The following is a 17,173-nucleotide window of genomic DNA, read 5'->3' on the forward strand; positions in this document are numbered from 1 at the left end:
GCGTTGAGGGCTTCCGGGATGGTGCGCGAGAACGGGGCGACGTCACCCCGATCTTCGTCGTCGGAATGCCGCGATCCGGTACGACGCTGCTGGACTTCGTCCTGGGCGGCCATCCAGACTGCACGGATATGGGGGAATTATCGCTGGTACCCTCCGCAATTGCGTCGCTTGGGTTCGGACGACCGCAATTCCAGTTTCCGACGCGGGCTGTGCTGGACGAAGTGGCGCAACGCTTTCAGGAGATGTTGCGGTTTCGACGCATCGGCACGCGCTATATCGTCGACAAGATGTCGGAAAATTATCGTTATCTGCCGTTGATCAAGGCGCTGTTTCCCGATGCCCCGGTAATCCACGCCATTCGTCATCCACTCGACAAGACTGCAGGCGGACGCCGTGAGTTGCGGATTTGTCACCGATCATGGGGCGGGGCCGTTAATGCTGCCGCATATCACCTCCAATCAGCCATTCGAGGCTGCGCCTGCTCAGTTCGGCTTCCCTTCGTTTACGCGCTGCTCAAGATCGGCGATGCTTTCCGTCACCGCCTCGAAACTGGGCGCGGCGCCGAAGATCATACCGGACATCGCCCCATAGTCCTGCCTTAGCGCATCGTACATCTCGCCTTCGGGCATTAGCGTGAAAGTCGGCGGGACCGCGCTCGCCAGGTCGAAGGCCGGCCGGTTGAAGAACATGCGCGCGTGCGCGACGCAGGCTGCGCCCAGCGCGGGATCGGCGATTGCCTGCGCGCCCAGCGGCGCCTGCATCAGTTCGTGGAGATCATAATAATGCCGCGAGATGCGGTTGCCGCCACCGCGCAGAACGCCCTTCGATTCATACCAGTGGCGCAAGCCGTGCAGAATGACGATCTTGTCCCAGAAGGTCCGTTCGGCATCGACCACCGTGACGTTCGGAACCCCGAGATCGAGCCCTGGTGCATCCTGCTCCAGATAAGGGCGGATCGAGCGGATCGAGTTCGGGTCGAGCGCCGACTTGGCGCCGGATTCGATCTTCACGGCCTTCGGGATATAGACGTCATACTCCGTCGCGGTCGGATACTGGACAAGCAGGGTCTGCCTGTCCTTGGGACCCGGCGTGATTTTCAGCTGGCCGGCGGCGATGCCACATCGGGCCGATGCCTCGACGGCGATCCGCGTGAGGTTGTCGAGCAGGGGGCCGTTGATGAAAGCCTCGCACGCTTCGCGAATGGCATCGAGCGCCTTTTCCCGTTTCTTGCCGGTCATCCCCTGCAGGTCCTCGACCGAATAGCCTTCACCAAGATCGTCGCGAAACACCGTGACGTCGATATCTTCCGAGAAGCGGCGGATCAGGCCGAATCCCTTCGAAAGTGAGGTGCCGCCCTTGAACAACAGGCGCGGACCTTCGGGCAGACCATTGAACAACGCATCGAGTGCCCAACACACCCAGAAATCCTTCTCGACATTCTGCGGCGTCGTGCCGATCCGCTGCGCGGTGGCCGCGAACAGACCGGCGCGGGTTTCGGCATCGGCGGAGAGGATCGTGTCATAGGCGGGGTTCATTTGGTGCGCCTCGCGGTCAGCAGGGGTTTCAGAAAGTCGTGCATCCAGGTGGGCAGGGTCGATAGGCCGTCGCGCAAATCGTTGCGGACCCTGGTCGCGTTCGGGCCGCTGTGCAGAATGTCGTCGAGCCGGTCGCGCAGATCGTCCCGGCTGTCGGGATCGCCCAGCGTGTCCCGCAGCCAGTGCAGCGCCTGCACGATCCGCATGGCCGGTCGGCCCGCCCAATAGAGCTTGCTTGCTGCGGCCGGCTTGAACATGATGGTCATGTTGCCGAGATGGACCGAGCGAAGCCGTGCGTCGGTATGCACGACGATCTTGGACGGCACCGCGTTGGTGAGGCCGAGATCGTTCGCAGCGGTCATCCCGTCGACCAGCACCCGGATCTGATCGCGCCGTGCGATCGCATCGATCACCTCGCGCGGGTCGGGCGCGGTTGGCTGACGGGTGAGGCTGTTGATGCTCGGCTTGTCGTACAGGCCACGATCGATGCGCCGCAGGTCGCCCGCTATAGCCAGGCGCTGCAGGGCTTTGTCGACCGCGTCGCGCGTGCCGAGATCGAGAAAATCGACGGGCGTCCAAACCTTGCGCGGCGCTGCCTTGGCGACGCGTCGCACGATCTGAGCCTTTAGATCTGGTGTGACCATGTCCGAAACTTGCCTACATATTTCGGACTGAGCTGTTATCCGGTTGTCCGAAAAACAACAACAAATTTCGGACAAGTATTAAAGGTGTCGATCCCAAGACGGTTCAACTGCCGAGGTGTTGCGCGAATCTCCGTTCAGCCACAACGGGAGCGTCCGATGAGCGAAGTCAAACTGTCCGCCACCCTCAAGGGCAACGGTTACCAGGCGACCGTCACCTTTCCCTCCGGTGTGTCGATGAGTTCGGCCGAATCCTACCCCACCATTCCAGAGGCGATCACGGCGGCTGCGCTGAAACTGCTAGATATGCCTGAACGGATTGAAACGCTGGCGTCCGGCACGCTTTGAAATTGAACCGCAGCCAACCGGGTCTGCAGCGACAGATCCGGTAGGGGGAAAGCCTTCCCCTGATGGCCAGCCGTGTCTAGCCATACCCCTTCTGCGGGGGCGCTTCGCCCCCGCAACGCCCCCGGAGAGGAAGAGAGCGGCCGGTCGGCCGTGACGGGTCAGGGCTGAGAGAGAGTCTCTCGGCGCCCGTCGCGGAGAATTTCCATGGCGACTGTCCTCAACCACGTATCCGCGCCGCCCCGGCGTCCGGGTCCCTACAAGGTCGATATCTCGCGAGGGTCTCGCATCGGGCGCGTCTCGTCCGAATGGTTCTCGCGCCCCGACGACGAGCGCTATCTCTCGCTGCGCGAGCTCCATGCCGCCACGCTGGCGCGCGCACGGCGCGCCACGACCCGCACCGTCGAGACCCGTGAGGTCAGGGTGGAGGCGAGCCGCGACAATGCCGAACGCCTCGCCTTGATCGTGCCGGGCCGTGACGAGCCGATCGCGCCGACCCACTGGTCGTTCGGCCAGCTCTGCAGCCTGGTCGGGGCGCCCTCGGGTTATCTGCGCGCGCTGCCCGAGCCGCTCGCGGGCATCAACCTGCAGCACGGGCTGCTCAACCACCGCGTCGAGCTGATGAAGACGCTCGAAACCGAGGATGGGCGTACCGAACTGCGCGCTGTGACGGGTCCCGATTACGGCCGGATCTGGGATCATGAGCTGGTCGCGGCGGTCATGAAGATCGCCGGCAACGGCACTGGCGACACCCGCTGGAAGGTGCCGGGGCTGCTCGACTGGTCGACGATGATGCACAACCCGAATGTCGAGATCACCAAGGACACCACCACGCTTTATGCGAGCGATCGCGACGTGTTCCTGTTCCTCGTCGACGACGCCCATCCAATCGAGGCCGGCCGGCTGCCCAATGGCGACCCGGACCTGTTCTTCCGCGGCTTCTACTGCTGGAACAGCGAGGTTGGCGCAAAGACGCTCGGCATGGCGTCCTTCTATCTTCGTGCGGTCTGTATGAACCGCAACATCTGGGGCGCCGAAGGCTTCGAGGAGATCAGCATCCGGCATTCGAAGTTCGCCGCTAACCGCTTCGCGCATGAGGCGGCGCCGGCGCTGGAGAATTTTGCGACCTCGTCGCCGCAGCCCTTTCTGTCCGGCATCATGGCCGCTCGGCAGCGCATCGTCGCCCGGACCGATGAGGACCGGCAGGACTTCCTGCGCAAGCGCGGCTTCTCCAAGGTGGAGACCGGCAGGATCATCGCAACGGTGCTCGACGAGGAGGGGCATCCGCCCGCCTCGGTCTTCGACTTCGTCCAGGGGATCACCGCGCTGGCGCGCGACAAGCCGCACCAGGATGCTCGGCTCGAACTCGAAGGGAAGGCCTCGAAACTCCTCGCGGCCGCGCACTGATCCACACCCGTTTCGCCAGGCGGCGCAGCCCTCCTCCTAGAGGTAGAGGGCTGCGCCGTTTCCATGGCGGGATGAAGGCCGGAGGAGAGTCTCCCGGTCACCCGCCATGTGGAGAACCGACATGGCAAAGCGCCAACCCAAGCTCGTCCTTGCGCCCGCGCAGGGGATTCCCTTCAATCAGCTGGTCCTGTCCCAGTCCAACGTCCGGCGGGTCAAGAACGGCGTCACCATAAACGATCTCGCCGCCGACATCGAGCGACGTGGACTTCTGAATGGACTCAACGTCCGGCCCGAGCTGGACGCCGAGGGGCAGGAGACCGGCAAGTTCGAGGTCCCGGCCGGCGGCCGCCGCTTCCGTGCGCTCGAAATCCTCGTCAAGCGCAAGCGTCTGGCCAACGACGCGATCGTGCCCTGCGTGATCAAGCCCGCCGACAGCCAGGTTTCGGCGGAGGAGGACAGCTATGCGGAGAATGTGTTCCGCGAAGCGCTCCACCCGCTCGACGAATTCCGCGGCATGAAGCTGCTGGTCGACCAGGGCGACGACATCGAGACCGTCGCCGCGCGCTTCCGCGTGACCCCTGCGGTCGTGCGCCAGCGTCTAAAGCTGGCTTCGGTGTCGCCGGCACTGCACGAGGTCTATGCCAGCGACGGCATGACGCTCGAGCAGCTCATGGCGTTCAGCGTCTCCGAGGACCATACGCGCCAGGAGCAGGTCTGGGAGCTAGTTCAGCAGCACCCCAATCAGTCGGCCTGGTTCATTCGCTCCCGGCTGACCGAGGCGACCGTCGCCGCCACCGATCCCCGCGTTCGCTTCGTCGGCATCGACGCCTATGTCGAGGCCGGCGGCTGCGTGCTGCGCGACCTGTTCGAGGAGGATCGCGGCGGATGGCTGCAGGATGCCGCCCTGCTCGATCGCCTGGTGCTCGAGAAGCTCGGCGCCGCAGCCGAGCGCATCCGCGGCGAAGGCTGGAAGTGGGTCGAGACCGCAATCGACCTGCCCTATGGCTTCAATCACGTCATGCGGCAGATCGAGCCGATCCACACCCCGCCGACCGAGGCCGAGCTCGCCGAGGTTGCGACGCTTCAGGCTGAGGCCGACGCGCTCGAGGCCCAATGGTCGGGTGAAGATGCCATCCCGGACGAAGTCGATTCGCGGGTGACCGAGCTCGACGAGCGCATCGGCGCGCTCGCCGGCGGCAGCTGGGCTTACGACCCTGCCGAAATGGCGATCGCCGGTGTGTTCGTGTCGTTCGACAGAATCGGGTCGTTCGAAATCGAGGCTGGCTGGGTACGTGCCGAGGACAAACTGGCGATCGAGTCCGAACCCGCCGCGAACGAGGGCGAGCGTCCCGACGATGCAGACGAGGAGCCGGCGGCGCCTGCGGGCGGGGATGAGGCACCGTCGCAGAGTGAGGAGGAGGACGACGGACTGAAGCCCTTGCCCGACCGGCTAGTCTCCGAGCTCACTGCCGAGCGCACGCTCGCGCTCCAGGAGGCGCTCGCCTGCAATCCCAAAGTGGCGTTCGCGGCGGTGCTGCACAATTTCGTGCTCGCTTGCTTTTATCATGGTCGCGCGGAGAGCTGCCTGACGGTCAATCTCTCCAGGGTCAGCTTCGGGGTTCAATCTGCGGGCATGAGACACAGCGCGACCGCGACCGCGATCGAGGCCCGGCACGAGCGGTGGAACGAACGGCTGCCGGAGTCCGATCGTGACCTCTGGGACGCCCTCCAAAAGCTCGACGGCGACGAGCAGGCCGAGCTCTTCGCACACTGCGCCGCCTATTCGGTCAACGCGCTGTTCGAAGTCGCGCCCAGATACGATAATGGGCGCATCTCGGCGCACACCGTCGAGCGGCGACTCGCGCATAGCCACGTCCTCGCCCGCGCCGTCGGGCTCGACATGGTCGCAGCCGGCTGGAAACCCACCGCCGAGAATTTTTTCGGCAAGGTGACCAAGGCGAGCATCCTCGAGGCCGTGACCGAAGCGAAGGGCAGCGAGGTCGCGGGCCGGATCGACCATCTCAAGAAGCCGGAAATGGCGCAGGAGGCCGAGCAGCTGATGGCGGATGCCAGCTGGCTGCCCGAGCCTCTCCGCACTCCCGAGCTGCCGGCGCAGGCCGAGCTGCCCGGTGTCGTCGCGGAGGCCGCGACTGTCACCGAAGCGCCCTCCGGCCCGGACGCGTCCGGCGAGGACGAGCCGCTGGCGATCGCGGCCGAATGACCGACTGGGGCGGGGCGCTTCGCGTCTCGCCCTTTTTCTTTCCGCGTCGGCAGCTCCTGGATCTCCGACGCTGCATGCGAGATTTGGCCATGGAGCATCCTGCGAGCGCGATCGCACGCGAACTGGCCGACCAAGCCGAACGGCTATGCCGGCGCTATCTTTCCAACGGACGCCGCGAAGGCAATTACTGGCAGGTCGGCGATGTTCGCAATACGCCGGGCCGCAGCCTCTATGTTCGCCTCCGCGATAGTCCCGACGGCACCGGCCGGGCGGGCAAATGGACCGACGCGCAGTCGGGCGAACATGGCGACCTGCTCGACATCATCCGCGCATCGACGCTGACCGGAACGCTCGCTGAAGCCCTGGTCGAAGCGCGGCGCTTTCTCAGCCAGCCCGACACCCCGGTCTCCGCCGGCATGAAGGCGACCCGCGACGTTTCGACAGGATCTCCTGGAGCAGCTCGGCGCCTGCTGGCGATTTGCAAGTCGATCGCCGGCACGCAGGTCGAAACCTATCTGCGCGGTCGCGGCATTCCGCCGATGCCCGGACTGGATGCCCTGCAGTTCCATCCACGCTGCTGGTATCGTCGCTCGATTGATGACAGCGGCGATGTTGCGTCCGCCATGCCGGCGATGATTGCCGCGGTGACCGACATCGCCGGCAATATCACCGGTGCGCATCGCACCTGGCTGACTTCGGACGGTTCCGACAAAGCCCCCGTTGCGTATCCGCGTCGCGCGATGGGTCATCTGCTTGGGCACGGTGTCCGCTTTGGCATCGCTGGTCCGGTCATGGCCGCAGGCGAAGGTATCGAGTCCACACTTTCGCTCTGTGCCGCCGTTCCGACGCTGCCGTCGATCGCGGCCCTCTCGTCGGCGCACCTTGCAGCCCTCATATTCCCGCCGACGCTGCGCCGGCTCTATATTGCCCGTGAGGCTGATCGCGCCGGGCACAAGGCGTTTGCCACGCTTATGCGCCGCGCCGTGCAATTCGGGATCGACGTCTGCCCGCTCGACTCCCGGCTTGGCGACCTCAACACAGACCTGCGCACGATTGGCCTAGAGGCGGTGCGCAGCGATCTCCTCGCGCAGATGCGACCCGAAGACCGGCCCTGATACGCGATGGTCGCGATGCATCGCCGCCGTTGCTCCGCCGACGAGAGTCCGCGCCATGCGCCTTCCCAGAGGGCGACGGGTCGGCATCGCCCGCGATCACGCAACCCGTCCGTGCAGCTATTTTCCGCCGCGGGCTTGGGGCCCGCTTTGCATCGCGAAGCAAAATAGCCGCGCTCCCGGGTCCTCCGCTTGCGCTTCGGCGCCCGCCGGCTTTGCCGGCCGCTTCGCTCGGGCGTGCGCGGTCGCGGGCGCCACCGCCTCTTGTCGCCAGGAAGGCCGCAAGGACGCGGCCTCAGCTTGGAGCACTTCGGATGGACGATTTTCACGACATGACGGGCGAAGGCGGATCGCAGTTCGCCCATTTGCTGGAGGAGCTGGAACTGTTCGGCCGGCGGCCGTTCGACGACGAGCTCGATCCAAGACCGCTACCCGAGGGCCGTCTGGTCGAGGCGGCCGCCGCCGACACCTTCGATGCGATGGGTGCGAGCCTCACCGACACCCGCCTCGAGCCCGAACTCGAGGAACTCCTCTGGGGTTTCACCAACGTCTTCCACCGCGCGACCGAAAGGGTCGATCGGCAGCTGGATAGCAACGAGCTGACGCAGAAGCGCTTGCAGCGCGAGCAGGACGGCTCGGAGGTCAAGTCGGTCGAGCTGGAGACGCTGATCGCCGAAGGCCGGTCGATGATCGAACGCCGCGATGCGATGGAAGCGTACCGCGAGGCCTTCGCCGAGCAGTTCCGTCACTATTTCCACAAGCCCTGGCTGCCCAAGAGCGGGTCTATGCTCAATCGCAGCGCGATGACCGCAGCGGTGATCGAGAGCCGGGAATTCGTGAACGAGCGACGCTGGACCGATGCTCAGCTTCTCGTTCCGCCCGGTGAGCGCATCTATGTGAGCGGCGGTACCGATTACATGGATCATCGGGCGATCTGGCAGGTGCTCGACAAGGTCCATGGTCGCCATCCCACGATGGTCCTGATCCATGGCGGGTCGAGCAAAGGCGCCGAGCATATCGCTGCCCTCTGGGCGGGCAAGCGCAAGATTCCGCAGGTGCCGTTCAAGCCCGACTTCGTGAAGCACAACCGCGCATCCGCCCCGTTCAAACGCAACGACCGTGTGATTTCGATCATGCCCCGCGGCATCATCATTTTCCCGGGTGGCGGCATCCAGGACAATCTGTTCGACAAGGCGCGCACCGCCGGCATCGCCGTGATCGATCATCGGCGGCGATGATGTTCCCACTCTCACGATGGGCAAAGCCTGGCGACCCCGTACTGGGCCCGCGCCGGCGGGCCGCAACATGGGGCCCGGGGGCCCCAGTCCTCCACTGCGTTCCAGCCCAGGGGTGCGCCCCACCTCCTTCGCGGACCCGCGCGGGGTCTGCCGCCCGGCTTCGCCCTCGATGACAAGGAGATGTGTCATGAATCGCAGACTTCGCTACAGGCTCCAGACCATGCCTGAGCCCGAACGCGCGGTGTTCGATCGAGCCCGCTATCGCGACCTTGATTACATCCAGATCGCAGCCGAACTCGACATCAGCGTCGCCGAGGTTCAGCGCCGCTTGTCGAGCGCGATGCGGCATCTTGTCGGCTGGAAATAGCGACTGGCAGGAACATTGAGGAAACTCTCCAGCACAGCTAGGCTTCGATCATGCGCGTTGATCTCGATCACCTCCCGGATACCCAGCAGGCCGAACTTGCTCGCGTGCGCGACACGCTCATGGCGGAATTTGCGCAGGCCATATCCACCTCTACTCAGCCGTGGAAGAAGAACGGCAAGATCCTCAAGATCATCCTGTTCGGCAGCTACGCGCGTGACGACTGGGTTGATGAGCCCGACAACGGCTATCAGTCCGATTTCGACCTGCTGGTAATCGTCAGCCATGAAGACCTGACCGATATCGCCGCCTACTGGTATATCGCCGAGGACAAGATTCTGCGCGACCCCGCCGTGCAGCGCCCGGTCAACATCATCGTTCATACGCTGGATGAGGTGAACAAGGCGCTCCAGCGCGGAGAGTATTTCTGGGTCGATATCGTTCGGGACGGGGTGGTGCTGTACGAGCTGCCCCAGCATGCGCTCGCCTCTCCGAAGCCGCTAACGGCTGCAGATGCGTACGAGATGGCAGAACGCTATTTCGAAGAGAAGCTTGGCGATATTGGAGTTTGGCTTGAAACTGCGGAAGCGCAACGTTCGCGAACTGATGACTCAGTTCGCTATCGCCGCCACGCAGCGTTCAACCTACATCAGGCGACGGAGGCCGCATATGCTTGCTTTCTGCTGGTGCGGACGTTGTACTTTCCTCGATCCCACAACATCAAGTTCTTGCGCTCTCTGGCGGAGGACAAGGAATCTCGCCTGATAAGCGCTTTTCCCCGCGAAACGCGAATTGATCGCCGCCGCTTCGAATTGCTAAAGCGCGCTTACGTCGAGGCGCGATATTCGCCAAGCTACGTAATTGGAACTGAAGATCTGGCTGCGCTCGCCGCATCCGTGAAGCGGCTACGCGATGTTGTCGAGTTGTTGTGCAAGGAGCGGTTGGCGCAATTGCGGTCAGAGGTAGCCGCCTGACGGCTTCGATCCCCCGCTGGAGTAAGGCGTTTCGCGCCTCGCCAAAGAGTTAAGTTGTGACACGCTGCGGAGAGCCCGTCCGACGATCCAAGGTTTGAGATCTTAGCCGTGCTCCCGAGACGGCAGCTTCGCACCGAAGGGTAGGTCGATGCGGATCTCCACGCGATTGTCATTGTCATCTGAAATTGCCTTCACAATGACCGCTTTCGTTTTCGCCGGCACCGGTCCCTTGACCGTCATGCGTCTGGCCGCCGCCACGACCACCAGTTGCGACGAGAGTGCCAGGCCATATCGCCGCCCTTGAGCCCCGGCCCCCTTGCCGACCTTGTCGGGATTTGCCGCCGTGCCATGATACTTGTTCTCGATCAGGACCTGCCGTTCAACGAGCAAATCGAGCTCGCCCCCGGCGACTTCGGTCCCTTCATCCACCTGCAAAGTAACCCGCAGATGTTCTGTGAGCAATTTTTGCAGTTCGGCCTCACTAGCCAATTCCGATGTTGTGCGTGGGCCGACATACCATCCATCGACAAAACGCCAGAGGGCCTCCAGCGTCTTGGTGAGCGCGTCACGGCCGGCGGCCATGAGGCCACCTTTAAGATGACGGTTCAGTTGGCCAGCCATTCGAGACGCGAAATCCGGGTCTTCGGCCAGCCACGCATCAGGCACGGCGAGATCCTCCGCTCGGACGCGGAGGAGCGAATGTCTTTCCGAAGTCAGCAGCGCGGAGGTATCGACGTCGATGAGGCCGGCGGCGATCAGCCCTTTCAGCCAGGCAGTATCGATCGTCTGCCCCGCCTTGATATAAGCGTCTGCATCCTTGGCCATGACAATGCCAAAGCGCCTCAAAAAGGCGATGCGGCTCGCAAGCGCGACGACAGGGAGCACCGTTCTGGCGCAGAATACATACCCCGTCCGCTTTTGCAGATCGTAGGCGTCGGCCCATTTCTGAGGATTGAAGGAGAATTCCGGCAGCTTTAGCGAACCATCGGGATAGCGCGCGAGGATCCGGATTGCCCCCGCCTTGCGCCCGGGCAGATCCACGATGATCTGCTCCGGTCCGGTCTCCTCCAAAGCCTGCGCCATCACCTCCATCTCGGCACGGTCGATATCGGCGGATGACAAGACCTCCGTGATATCGCGCGCGAGCGCGTAAATTTCGGCGCCGAGGTCATAGCGCGCGTGCAGTCCGTCGAGCCGCTTTACCACCTCTTTCCACTGCGCGTGCCGGTTGGCGTCGGCGTTCTCCGCCCCCAAACCCGGCGGCGCGGCGATAAATCGGCCGCGGAACGCGAAGGCACGGTGCAGCAAGTCTCGCTCGAGAATGCCTTTCGCAAGAGCCGAAGCCGGTGCTGATGAAAGATTCAGCTTGGGATGGGTGATTTCGCCGGCAACGAGTCGAAGGAACGTGTCATCGCCCACCGACAGAAATATCTCGGCGAGATCGAATCGCCGACCTCGGTCGCGTTCCGCGACAAGCAGCATGCGCTGTGCCATCGCTTCGGCGGCCCTGACCTTGTGATGATGATAAAGACGATCATAGAGGAATGTTCGCCCGATCAGCATTTGCTCGAACGAACCATAGCCGGATGCCGCGATCCCCACTTGGTGGATGACGTTGTTCTTCGCACTCGCAATGCGCTGCCGCATGGAGGGGTCGGCGCTCTCCAGATTGCTGTCCCGTATCTGCAGGATCTCAAGCTTCGACAAGAGCCGTTCGGTATCGAATCCTATCTCAAGACCCGAATGATGCGCATCCCGCTGCAGGAAATCGAGCCGGTCGGCATCCACTTGCCCCGAAATAACAGTCGAGAGATGAGTGACGCCAGGCCCCGCCACACCTCCGATGATGCAGGCGATAATGCGTTCCTGCACCTCGATCGCGTCGAGGTTCCCGAGCCGAAAGGCGCCAGAACGCAGTAGCTCCGTAACCGGCTCCGACGTGACGATCATTACCGCGATCACTTCCGACGTCGCCGGACGACTGTTGAGGCTGTACCGCTTGGACAGGAGGGCGCTCGCACCCTGCAGTTCCCGCCGCCATTCGCCACCGTCACGTGCAGTGCTGTCGAGGGGAGAAGTCAGCTCCAGCACGGGTTCCAGTGCGTGGCTGAACGGACCATGGCCTAGGTCGTGGAACATCGCGGCAAGGCGCAGCGTCGCCCGCTCATCCTCATCCACCCCGGGAATCATTTCACCATTCTGGTCTCGCTTGAACTCGCCATTGCGACGCGCGACTTGGCGCTCCAACGCATCCGCCATCCTGTCGACAGCGCCGACCACCCCCATGATGTGCTCCAGCCGGTCATGAGACGCGCCAGGAAAGACAAGCTGTGCCAGTCCGAGCTGGCGCACCCCGCGCATGCGCTGCAGCATCCGTGAATCGAGAAGCGCCACCTCGCGGGGATGCAGTTCGATGGTGCCCCAGATCGGATCGTTGAGCTGCTTTGGTCGAAACCGTTGTGGGGCCTCGTCGAGACTCGCGCGCAGGGTTCCCAGCCACTCCTCGCAAAGGCTGTCGATCTGTTCGGCTAGGGAAGGCGATGCGTCACGTAGTGCGCTTCGAATAGGCATATCTGCCAAAAATCAGGCCTCCGCCAGAACCTCCTCGGCCGGCTCGTGCGCCCGCAATACAGCGTCGCGCAATCGACCCCCAATCTCCGCTGCCTCGGCTGTCGACAGGTTGTAGGAAAGCACCGTCTGGCGCGCTTCCTCATTGTCGAGCGTGACGATCGTGGACAAATAGGTCGGGTTCGGCTCGCTCGTCAGCATCGCTTCCTGGGCGGCGAGCAGGATATCCGGCAGTTCCAGACAGCGCAGACCGACGCCGGTGACGGAAAAGGTCAGCCCTTCGGTAAGCGCCGACGGGAGATTGTCCAGTTCGTCGCTGAGCGCCCGATCAAGAATGCCATGAGAGGTGGGCATGCGCTCATCCTGGGCGCCCAGCTTCCAGATAGCCGCCAGAAGCTCAGCACGTTCGTAACGGTTGGCCATAGCTCCCTCCATCTGGCATATCTCGCAACTTGGGGTTAACACCAAGTTTAAACGGGCTCAACCCCAACTGAGTTCCGTATACCGCATTTCCATGGGCCGCCAATGAACTTCACCCACGCCCAAATTCTCGAGCTGACAGGGATGACGCAGGAACGCCTGCGCCATTGGCGCCGCGAAATTCCTGGCTTGAAGACGCGAGCGTCGCGTCGAGGCATCGTGACCTTCGAGGAGGTAGCCCTGCTCGCGGTTTTAAGCCGCGCGACCGACGAAATTGGCTTACCCGCCTCACTCATTGCGGCTCATTATGAAGACCTCTTAGATATCTTCCGGGAAAATCAATCTGTCGGTGAGCCTGACTTTGTGCTCTGGCTCAGCCTCGACTCGGCAATCGTATCACCGATAACCGAGCCGCCCGAGTTCGAAATCGCCGCCGTGGTTCGGCTCGCACCCGTCATTGGACAGCTATACACCAGTGTCCATCACACGGGCACAAGACAACTGGCTTTGTCGCTCGGATCCAACGCTTAGCCGGCGACCAACGCCCTGACGCGTTTTGTCATGATTGAGGGCGCTGGCCGAAAAAGAGGCTGATGACGCCGATCGTTGGGCCGCACTGCAGTGCTTCTGCATGCCCAAATTAGCGCCGGGCCATGCGCGATCCCAGCAAACCTCCTCTCTAGCCTTTCCAAGGTCCTGCGTTTAGACTTGAACGATGTTCCTTCGCCATCTCGCCGTCACCAATTTGCGCTCGATTCGCGAACTCGACATGAGTTTTGTCAGTGATGACCAGACGGCGCGGAAATGGACCTACCTCCTCGGCGAAAATGGCACCGGGAAAAGTTCGATTTTGCGCTGTCTGGCGCTCGCCCTGGCGGGAAGCGATGCCGCCGCCGAGCTCGTGGGAGAACCCGATAGCTGGATAAAACTTGGCCGGGACGAAGCGCAGATTCGGGTCGAATTTGCCAATATCGAAGGCCAGATGCGCCAATCGGCGTTGATCCTCCGCCGCGGCATGAGCGCGCTCGACTTCGTTGATCACAATCGCTCTCACCTCCAGCAAATCGATGCCGCCGTGGCCAAAGCCGACCGCAACTATTTTGTTGTCGGGTATGGCGTGACCCGCCGCCCACAGGGCTCACGGCACTCTTTCGGTGAGGCGACCTCGCTCTTTCGATCACCGCGGGCGAGATCGGTCGCGACGCTGTTTAGCTCCGAAGTCACCCTGATCTCGCTTGAACAATGGGCGATGGATCTCGAATATCGGCGAGGGCGTTCAGGCCTTTCCGCTGTTCGCAAGGCACTCGACACTTTGCTGCCCGACGTGAAATTCGAAGGCATCGACCGTGAGCAACGCCGACTCATGTTCAAAACGCAGGATGGAAGTCTGCCGCTCAATGCGCTGTCGGACGGCTATCAGGCCATGGCCGCGTGGTGCGGTGATTTGCTGTGGCAGATCACCGAGACTTTCGGCGATTACAAGGAACCGCTCAATGCTCGTGGGCTCCTGTTGATCGACGAAGTTGATATTCACCTCCACCCCTTGTGGCAGCGCCGGCTGATGTCCTTCCTTCAGGAAACATTGCCCAACGTCCAGATTGTCGCAACGACGCATTCGCCTCTCACTGTCCACCAGGCTGGAGAAGGAGAGCTCTTCGTCCTCAAGCGCAATGACGAAGGCGCGACGATCCAACCCTATGAAGGCGCTCCAAACCGCCTCCTGTTGCCAGAGCTCATTCAAAGTCCGCTATTCGGACTGAGCTCGCTCGATTCCCCTCAGGTGCAAGATCTGCGCGAAGAGCTTCGGCAACTGCAGGCGGGGTCTGCAAGCCGACGACCCACGCAGAAGGTCGCGCGGATGCGAGAGATCGAGCGCGAGCTGAAGAGCGCCTCAAACTGGAGCGACGTGCCGCCCTATCTGCAACGGACCAATCGTCTGCTCGAGAAGCTTGCCGACAAAATGCTCCCGGAAGTGGAAGGTCGCGAAGCCTTGGAGGCAATCACCCAAGCCTCAAATCCGGAAAACGGTTAGCCCCCCGTGATCCGTCTCAGGCGTCGCCGAACCGCGGCCCATGTGCCGAAAAGCTTCCAGCCGCCGAAGCTCGCGGTGACAGCGGGCAAACTTGCTGAAATCTATTACGCGGGCCTTCTCAGCGGCAAGATGGAGTTTTCGAGCAATGCCTGGAAGCCAGCCAAGGGCAGGCTCAAGGATGACGCGGGCGGCAAATGTGCCTATTGTGAAGCTTCGACCGCCATCGTCGCCCATGGTGATGTCGAGCATTTTCGACCCAAATCGGTCTATTGGTGGCTTGCCTTCGCTTTCGACAACTATCTGTTCAGCTGCCAGATCTGCAATCAGAGTTACAAGGGAGATCGCTTTCCCATCAGCGGCCTACTCGCCGGCGCCCCGGCGATGCCGCCCGCACTTCCCGCCGGCCAGGATCTTGATGACATCCTCGAAGCGTTAATCCTTGATGCGACGGCGGTGGACGATGATCATCTGAAAGCACTTTGGGATGATGAGCGTGCCGACTTGCCCCATCCCTATCTGGAAGACCCCGAGCCATTGTTTCGATACGAACCGGATGACGGCAATCAGGAAATCTGGCTGAGATCGGCCGGCGGCGATCGCGCCGATCGCGCGCTGAGCGCCGTGGAGACAGTGCTTGGGCTTAACCGTGAGGAATTGCGTCGGCAGCGATACAACGACTACCGCACCTTCGCTCTGCTCCGCACGATGACGCTCACGCCGCTTAATCCCTCCACGCGCCAGCAAGTCGTCAACGAGCTGCGGATCCAACAGGGGCGAACCCAGCCTTTTGCGGGGATGAAGCGGTTTTTTGCAAAAAGCTGGGCGCTGCCCGGGCCGTATTCGCCATGAGGCTGGGCGGCGTTGCTACGACATTTTCCCGCTCAAGACTTGTGTATCGACCACGCGCAACTTGCCGTGTGGCGGCAAATTCGTCGGCGTGTAGTCGCCCGCATCGCACCGGACCTGCACCGATCGATGGATGACCGCGTCATCGGGCACCGCACGCGGCTCTCCCGCAGGCAGATAATAGCCCAGCAAGTCGCGGCGTTCAGGCCATTCCTTCATTCGCGCGCGCTTCGGGATCCATTCAGGAATCCACCAGCCACCTGCCGGCTGCTGATGGATCGGTCCCATGGCGTCGGCCGGGCAGTGAACGAGTTCCCCGTTCGCACGTCTCTGGCCGTGACAAATGCGGTTCAGAGTCGCAGTGTCAAAGCGCAGTCCTGCGGAATGCGCTTCGCCAGCCATCCATAAGAGGGAATGCTTGGCAAGGCCGCTTTCCAGTTCCGGATGACCTCCGCCAACATCCCCATGTCCACCGGCAAACCAGACCTCCAGCGCATCCTGCGCCGCAGTCGACGAAGCAAATGGGTCCGGTGCATAAGGGCCAGCCCTCCACCCGTTCAAACGAAACATCCGTCGTCGTTCGTCAATTGCCATTGCGTGGCGTACGATTGCGACGGAAGGGTTGGTGCGGGTGTACGGAAGGTGAGTAAGTCCGAGCCCGACGCGATCCTTGAGGGGCGCGATCATCGACCCCACCGTATCCCATAGGCCGAGAAAATGAATTGGCACGCGCCGAGTTTCCAGCGATCGGGCAAAACGCCAACCTACCGCTAGTTCGTCTTCATCTGCCGACTGCTTGTAGGCCTTTAGCGCAAACTCCGCGATGTTGGTTTGCTCGGCGCGCAGCAAACCAACGAGATAGACCAGCCCGGCTACCACGCGCGCTGTATATGCGCCTCGGCTGAACCCGAAGATGCTGATGCGGTCGCCAGGTAGATAGCGCTCGCAGAGGAAGCGATAAGCGTCGGTCACGTGGGCGTCGAGGCCATACCCTGTTGCTTGAGCCAAAAGCGCTTTGGCCCTGTCGGTGCGCCGCTTCCATAAATTGAGGATGCCAGTCGTGCCGATTCCCGGATCATAATAAACCAGTTGAGTGTCGTCTTTGTCGAGCGCACGGAACAACCGCACGACATTGGTGGCGGCAGGCCCGGGCTCATTGCTGGTGCCGTCGCAGCAAAGCACGAGATTACGCGGCCCGCGAAAAGCTGCTGGCCGTGGACTTTTCGTCATTCTCCACTCCTCATGCAATCTTTGTCGAAGCCAGTCTGCCAGCACGCAATAAGCGGGAAAGATCAGATTCAATCAATGCGTAAAGGCCCAAATCCGATCATGCGCTGGCGACGGCGATCTGATCGATCGCATCCATTGTTGGCTTTCCCGGAGCTAAGACGCATGAACTTTATGTCGAGTTCGACGAAAGAGATGGTGCGGGAACGTCGACGCGCACGTTTAGTGACAAGCGCTTCTTCA

The 17,173-nt window shown here is 62.4% G+C and carries 16 protein-coding genes; 11 read left to right on the forward strand and 5 right to left on the reverse strand.

Features of this window, described 5'->3' with window-relative positions; all coding sequences use genetic code 11:
- The first annotated feature begins 65 nt into the window (after nucleotides 1-65).
- The gene (locus FPZ54_RS20495; RefSeq protein WP_145848127.1) at nucleotides 66-602 is read left to right on the forward strand and encodes a sulfotransferase family protein; all 537 of its coding nucleotides are present in this window, start codon (nucleotides 66-68) and stop codon (nucleotides 600-602) included.
- Here the strand turns inward: FPZ54_RS20495 and FPZ54_RS13885 are convergent.
- Together FPZ54_RS13885 and FPZ54_RS13890 are read right to left on the reverse strand one after the other, a co-directional pair.
- The gene (locus FPZ54_RS13885; protein WP_145848129.1) at nucleotides 483-1,535 is read right to left on the reverse strand and encodes a nucleotidyl transferase AbiEii/AbiGii toxin family protein; all 1,053 of its coding nucleotides are present in this window, start codon (nucleotides 1,533-1,535) and stop codon (nucleotides 483-485) included. The two genes, FPZ54_RS20495 and FPZ54_RS13885, sit on opposite strands and share 120 nt — an antisense overlap.
- Nucleotides 1,532-2,149, reverse strand: coding sequence for a DUF6088 family protein (locus FPZ54_RS13890; protein WP_239019588.1), 618 nt, complete (start codon nucleotides 2,147-2,149; stop codon nucleotides 1,532-1,534). The genes FPZ54_RS13885 and FPZ54_RS13890 overlap by 4 nt, the downstream gene beginning before the upstream one ends.
- Nucleotides 2,150-2,335: 186 nt before the next feature.
- Between FPZ54_RS13890 and FPZ54_RS13895 the strand changes: the two genes are divergently transcribed.
- The 7 genes from FPZ54_RS13895 to FPZ54_RS13925 all read left to right on the forward strand — a co-directional run bounded on the left by FPZ54_RS13895 (nucleotide 2,336) and on the right by FPZ54_RS13925 (nucleotide 9,837).
- Nucleotides 2,336-2,524 carry a hypothetical protein gene (locus FPZ54_RS13895; protein ID WP_145848134.1) on the forward strand — a complete coding sequence of 63 codons (189 nt, stop codon included), beginning with the start codon at nucleotides 2,336-2,338 and terminating at the stop codon, nucleotides 2,522-2,524.
- A gap of 204 nt (nucleotides 2,525-2,728) precedes the next feature.
- Complete coding sequence (locus FPZ54_RS13900; RefSeq protein ID WP_145848136.1) at nucleotides 2,729-3,928, forward strand: DUF932 domain-containing protein; 1,200 nt, start codon at nucleotides 2,729-2,731, stop codon at nucleotides 3,926-3,928.
- 121 nt (nucleotides 3,929-4,049) lie between these two features.
- On the forward strand, nucleotides 4,050-6,149 hold the full coding sequence (locus tag FPZ54_RS13905; RefSeq protein ID WP_145848138.1) for a ParB/RepB/Spo0J family partition protein: 2,100 nt from the start codon (nucleotides 4,050-4,052) through the stop codon (nucleotides 6,147-6,149).
- 89 nt (nucleotides 6,150-6,238) lie between these two features.
- Nucleotides 6,239-7,264 carry a DUF7146 domain-containing protein gene (locus FPZ54_RS13910; RefSeq protein WP_145849865.1) on the forward strand — a complete coding sequence of 342 codons (1,026 nt, stop codon included), beginning with the start codon at nucleotides 6,239-6,241 and terminating at the stop codon, nucleotides 7,262-7,264.
- Between the two features lie 311 nt (nucleotides 7,265-7,575).
- The gene (locus FPZ54_RS13915; RefSeq protein WP_145848140.1) at nucleotides 7,576-8,499 is read left to right on the forward strand and encodes a DUF2493 domain-containing protein; all 924 of its coding nucleotides are present in this window, start codon (nucleotides 7,576-7,578) and stop codon (nucleotides 8,497-8,499) included.
- A 187-nt stretch (nucleotides 8,500-8,686) separates the two neighbouring features.
- On the forward strand, nucleotides 8,687-8,866 hold the full coding sequence (locus FPZ54_RS19920; RefSeq protein WP_186456776.1) for a sigma factor-like helix-turn-helix DNA-binding protein: 180 nt from the start codon (nucleotides 8,687-8,689) through the stop codon (nucleotides 8,864-8,866).
- Nucleotides 8,867-8,916: 50 nt separating this feature from the next.
- Nucleotides 8,917-9,837, forward strand: coding sequence for a HEPN domain-containing protein (locus FPZ54_RS13925; RefSeq protein WP_145848143.1), 921 nt, complete (start codon nucleotides 8,917-8,919; stop codon nucleotides 9,835-9,837).
- A 102-nt stretch (nucleotides 9,838-9,939) separates the two neighbouring features.
- Here the strand turns inward: FPZ54_RS13925 and FPZ54_RS13930 are convergent, their stop codons facing one another.
- Nucleotides 9,940-12,408, reverse strand: coding sequence for an HD domain-containing protein (locus FPZ54_RS13930; protein WP_239019819.1), 2,469 nt, complete (start codon nucleotides 12,406-12,408; stop codon nucleotides 9,940-9,942).
- Nucleotides 12,409-12,420: 12 nt separating this feature from the next.
- The gene (locus FPZ54_RS13935; protein ID WP_145848145.1) at nucleotides 12,421-12,828 is read right to left on the reverse strand and encodes a hypothetical protein; all 408 of its coding nucleotides are present in this window, start codon (nucleotides 12,826-12,828) and stop codon (nucleotides 12,421-12,423) included.
- Nucleotides 12,829-12,930: 102 nt separating this feature from the next.
- On the opposite strand from FPZ54_RS13935, the gene FPZ54_RS13940 reads away from it, so the two are divergent.
- The 3 genes from FPZ54_RS13940 (at nucleotide 12,931) to FPZ54_RS13950 (ending at nucleotide 15,706) form a co-directional block, all read left to right on the forward strand.
- Nucleotides 12,931-13,356, forward strand: a complete 426-nt coding sequence (locus FPZ54_RS13940) for a hypothetical protein (protein WP_145848146.1) — start codon at nucleotides 12,931-12,933, stop codon at nucleotides 13,354-13,356.
- Between the two features lie 184 nt (nucleotides 13,357-13,540).
- A complete protein-coding gene (locus tag FPZ54_RS13945; RefSeq protein ID WP_145848147.1) occupies nucleotides 13,541-14,857 on the forward strand; it encodes an AAA family ATPase in 1,317 nt (438 codons plus the stop codon).
- Nucleotides 14,858-14,899: 42 nt separating this feature from the next.
- Complete coding sequence (locus FPZ54_RS13950) at nucleotides 14,900-15,706, forward strand: HNH endonuclease family protein (RefSeq protein ID WP_145848148.1); 807 nt, start codon at nucleotides 14,900-14,902, stop codon at nucleotides 15,704-15,706.
- A gap of 15 nt (nucleotides 15,707-15,721) precedes the next feature.
- Here the strand turns inward: FPZ54_RS13950 and FPZ54_RS13955 are convergent, their stop codons facing one another.
- A complete protein-coding gene (locus FPZ54_RS13955; protein ID WP_145848149.1) occupies nucleotides 15,722-16,933 on the reverse strand; it encodes a DUF2235 domain-containing protein in 1,212 nt (403 codons plus the stop codon).
- Nucleotides 16,934-17,173 lie beyond the last annotated feature (240 nt).

This window comes from Sphingomonas suaedae, assembly GCF_007833215.1.
Lineage (GTDB): Bacteria > Pseudomonadota > Alphaproteobacteria > Sphingomonadales > Sphingomonadaceae > Sphingomonas > Sphingomonas suaedae.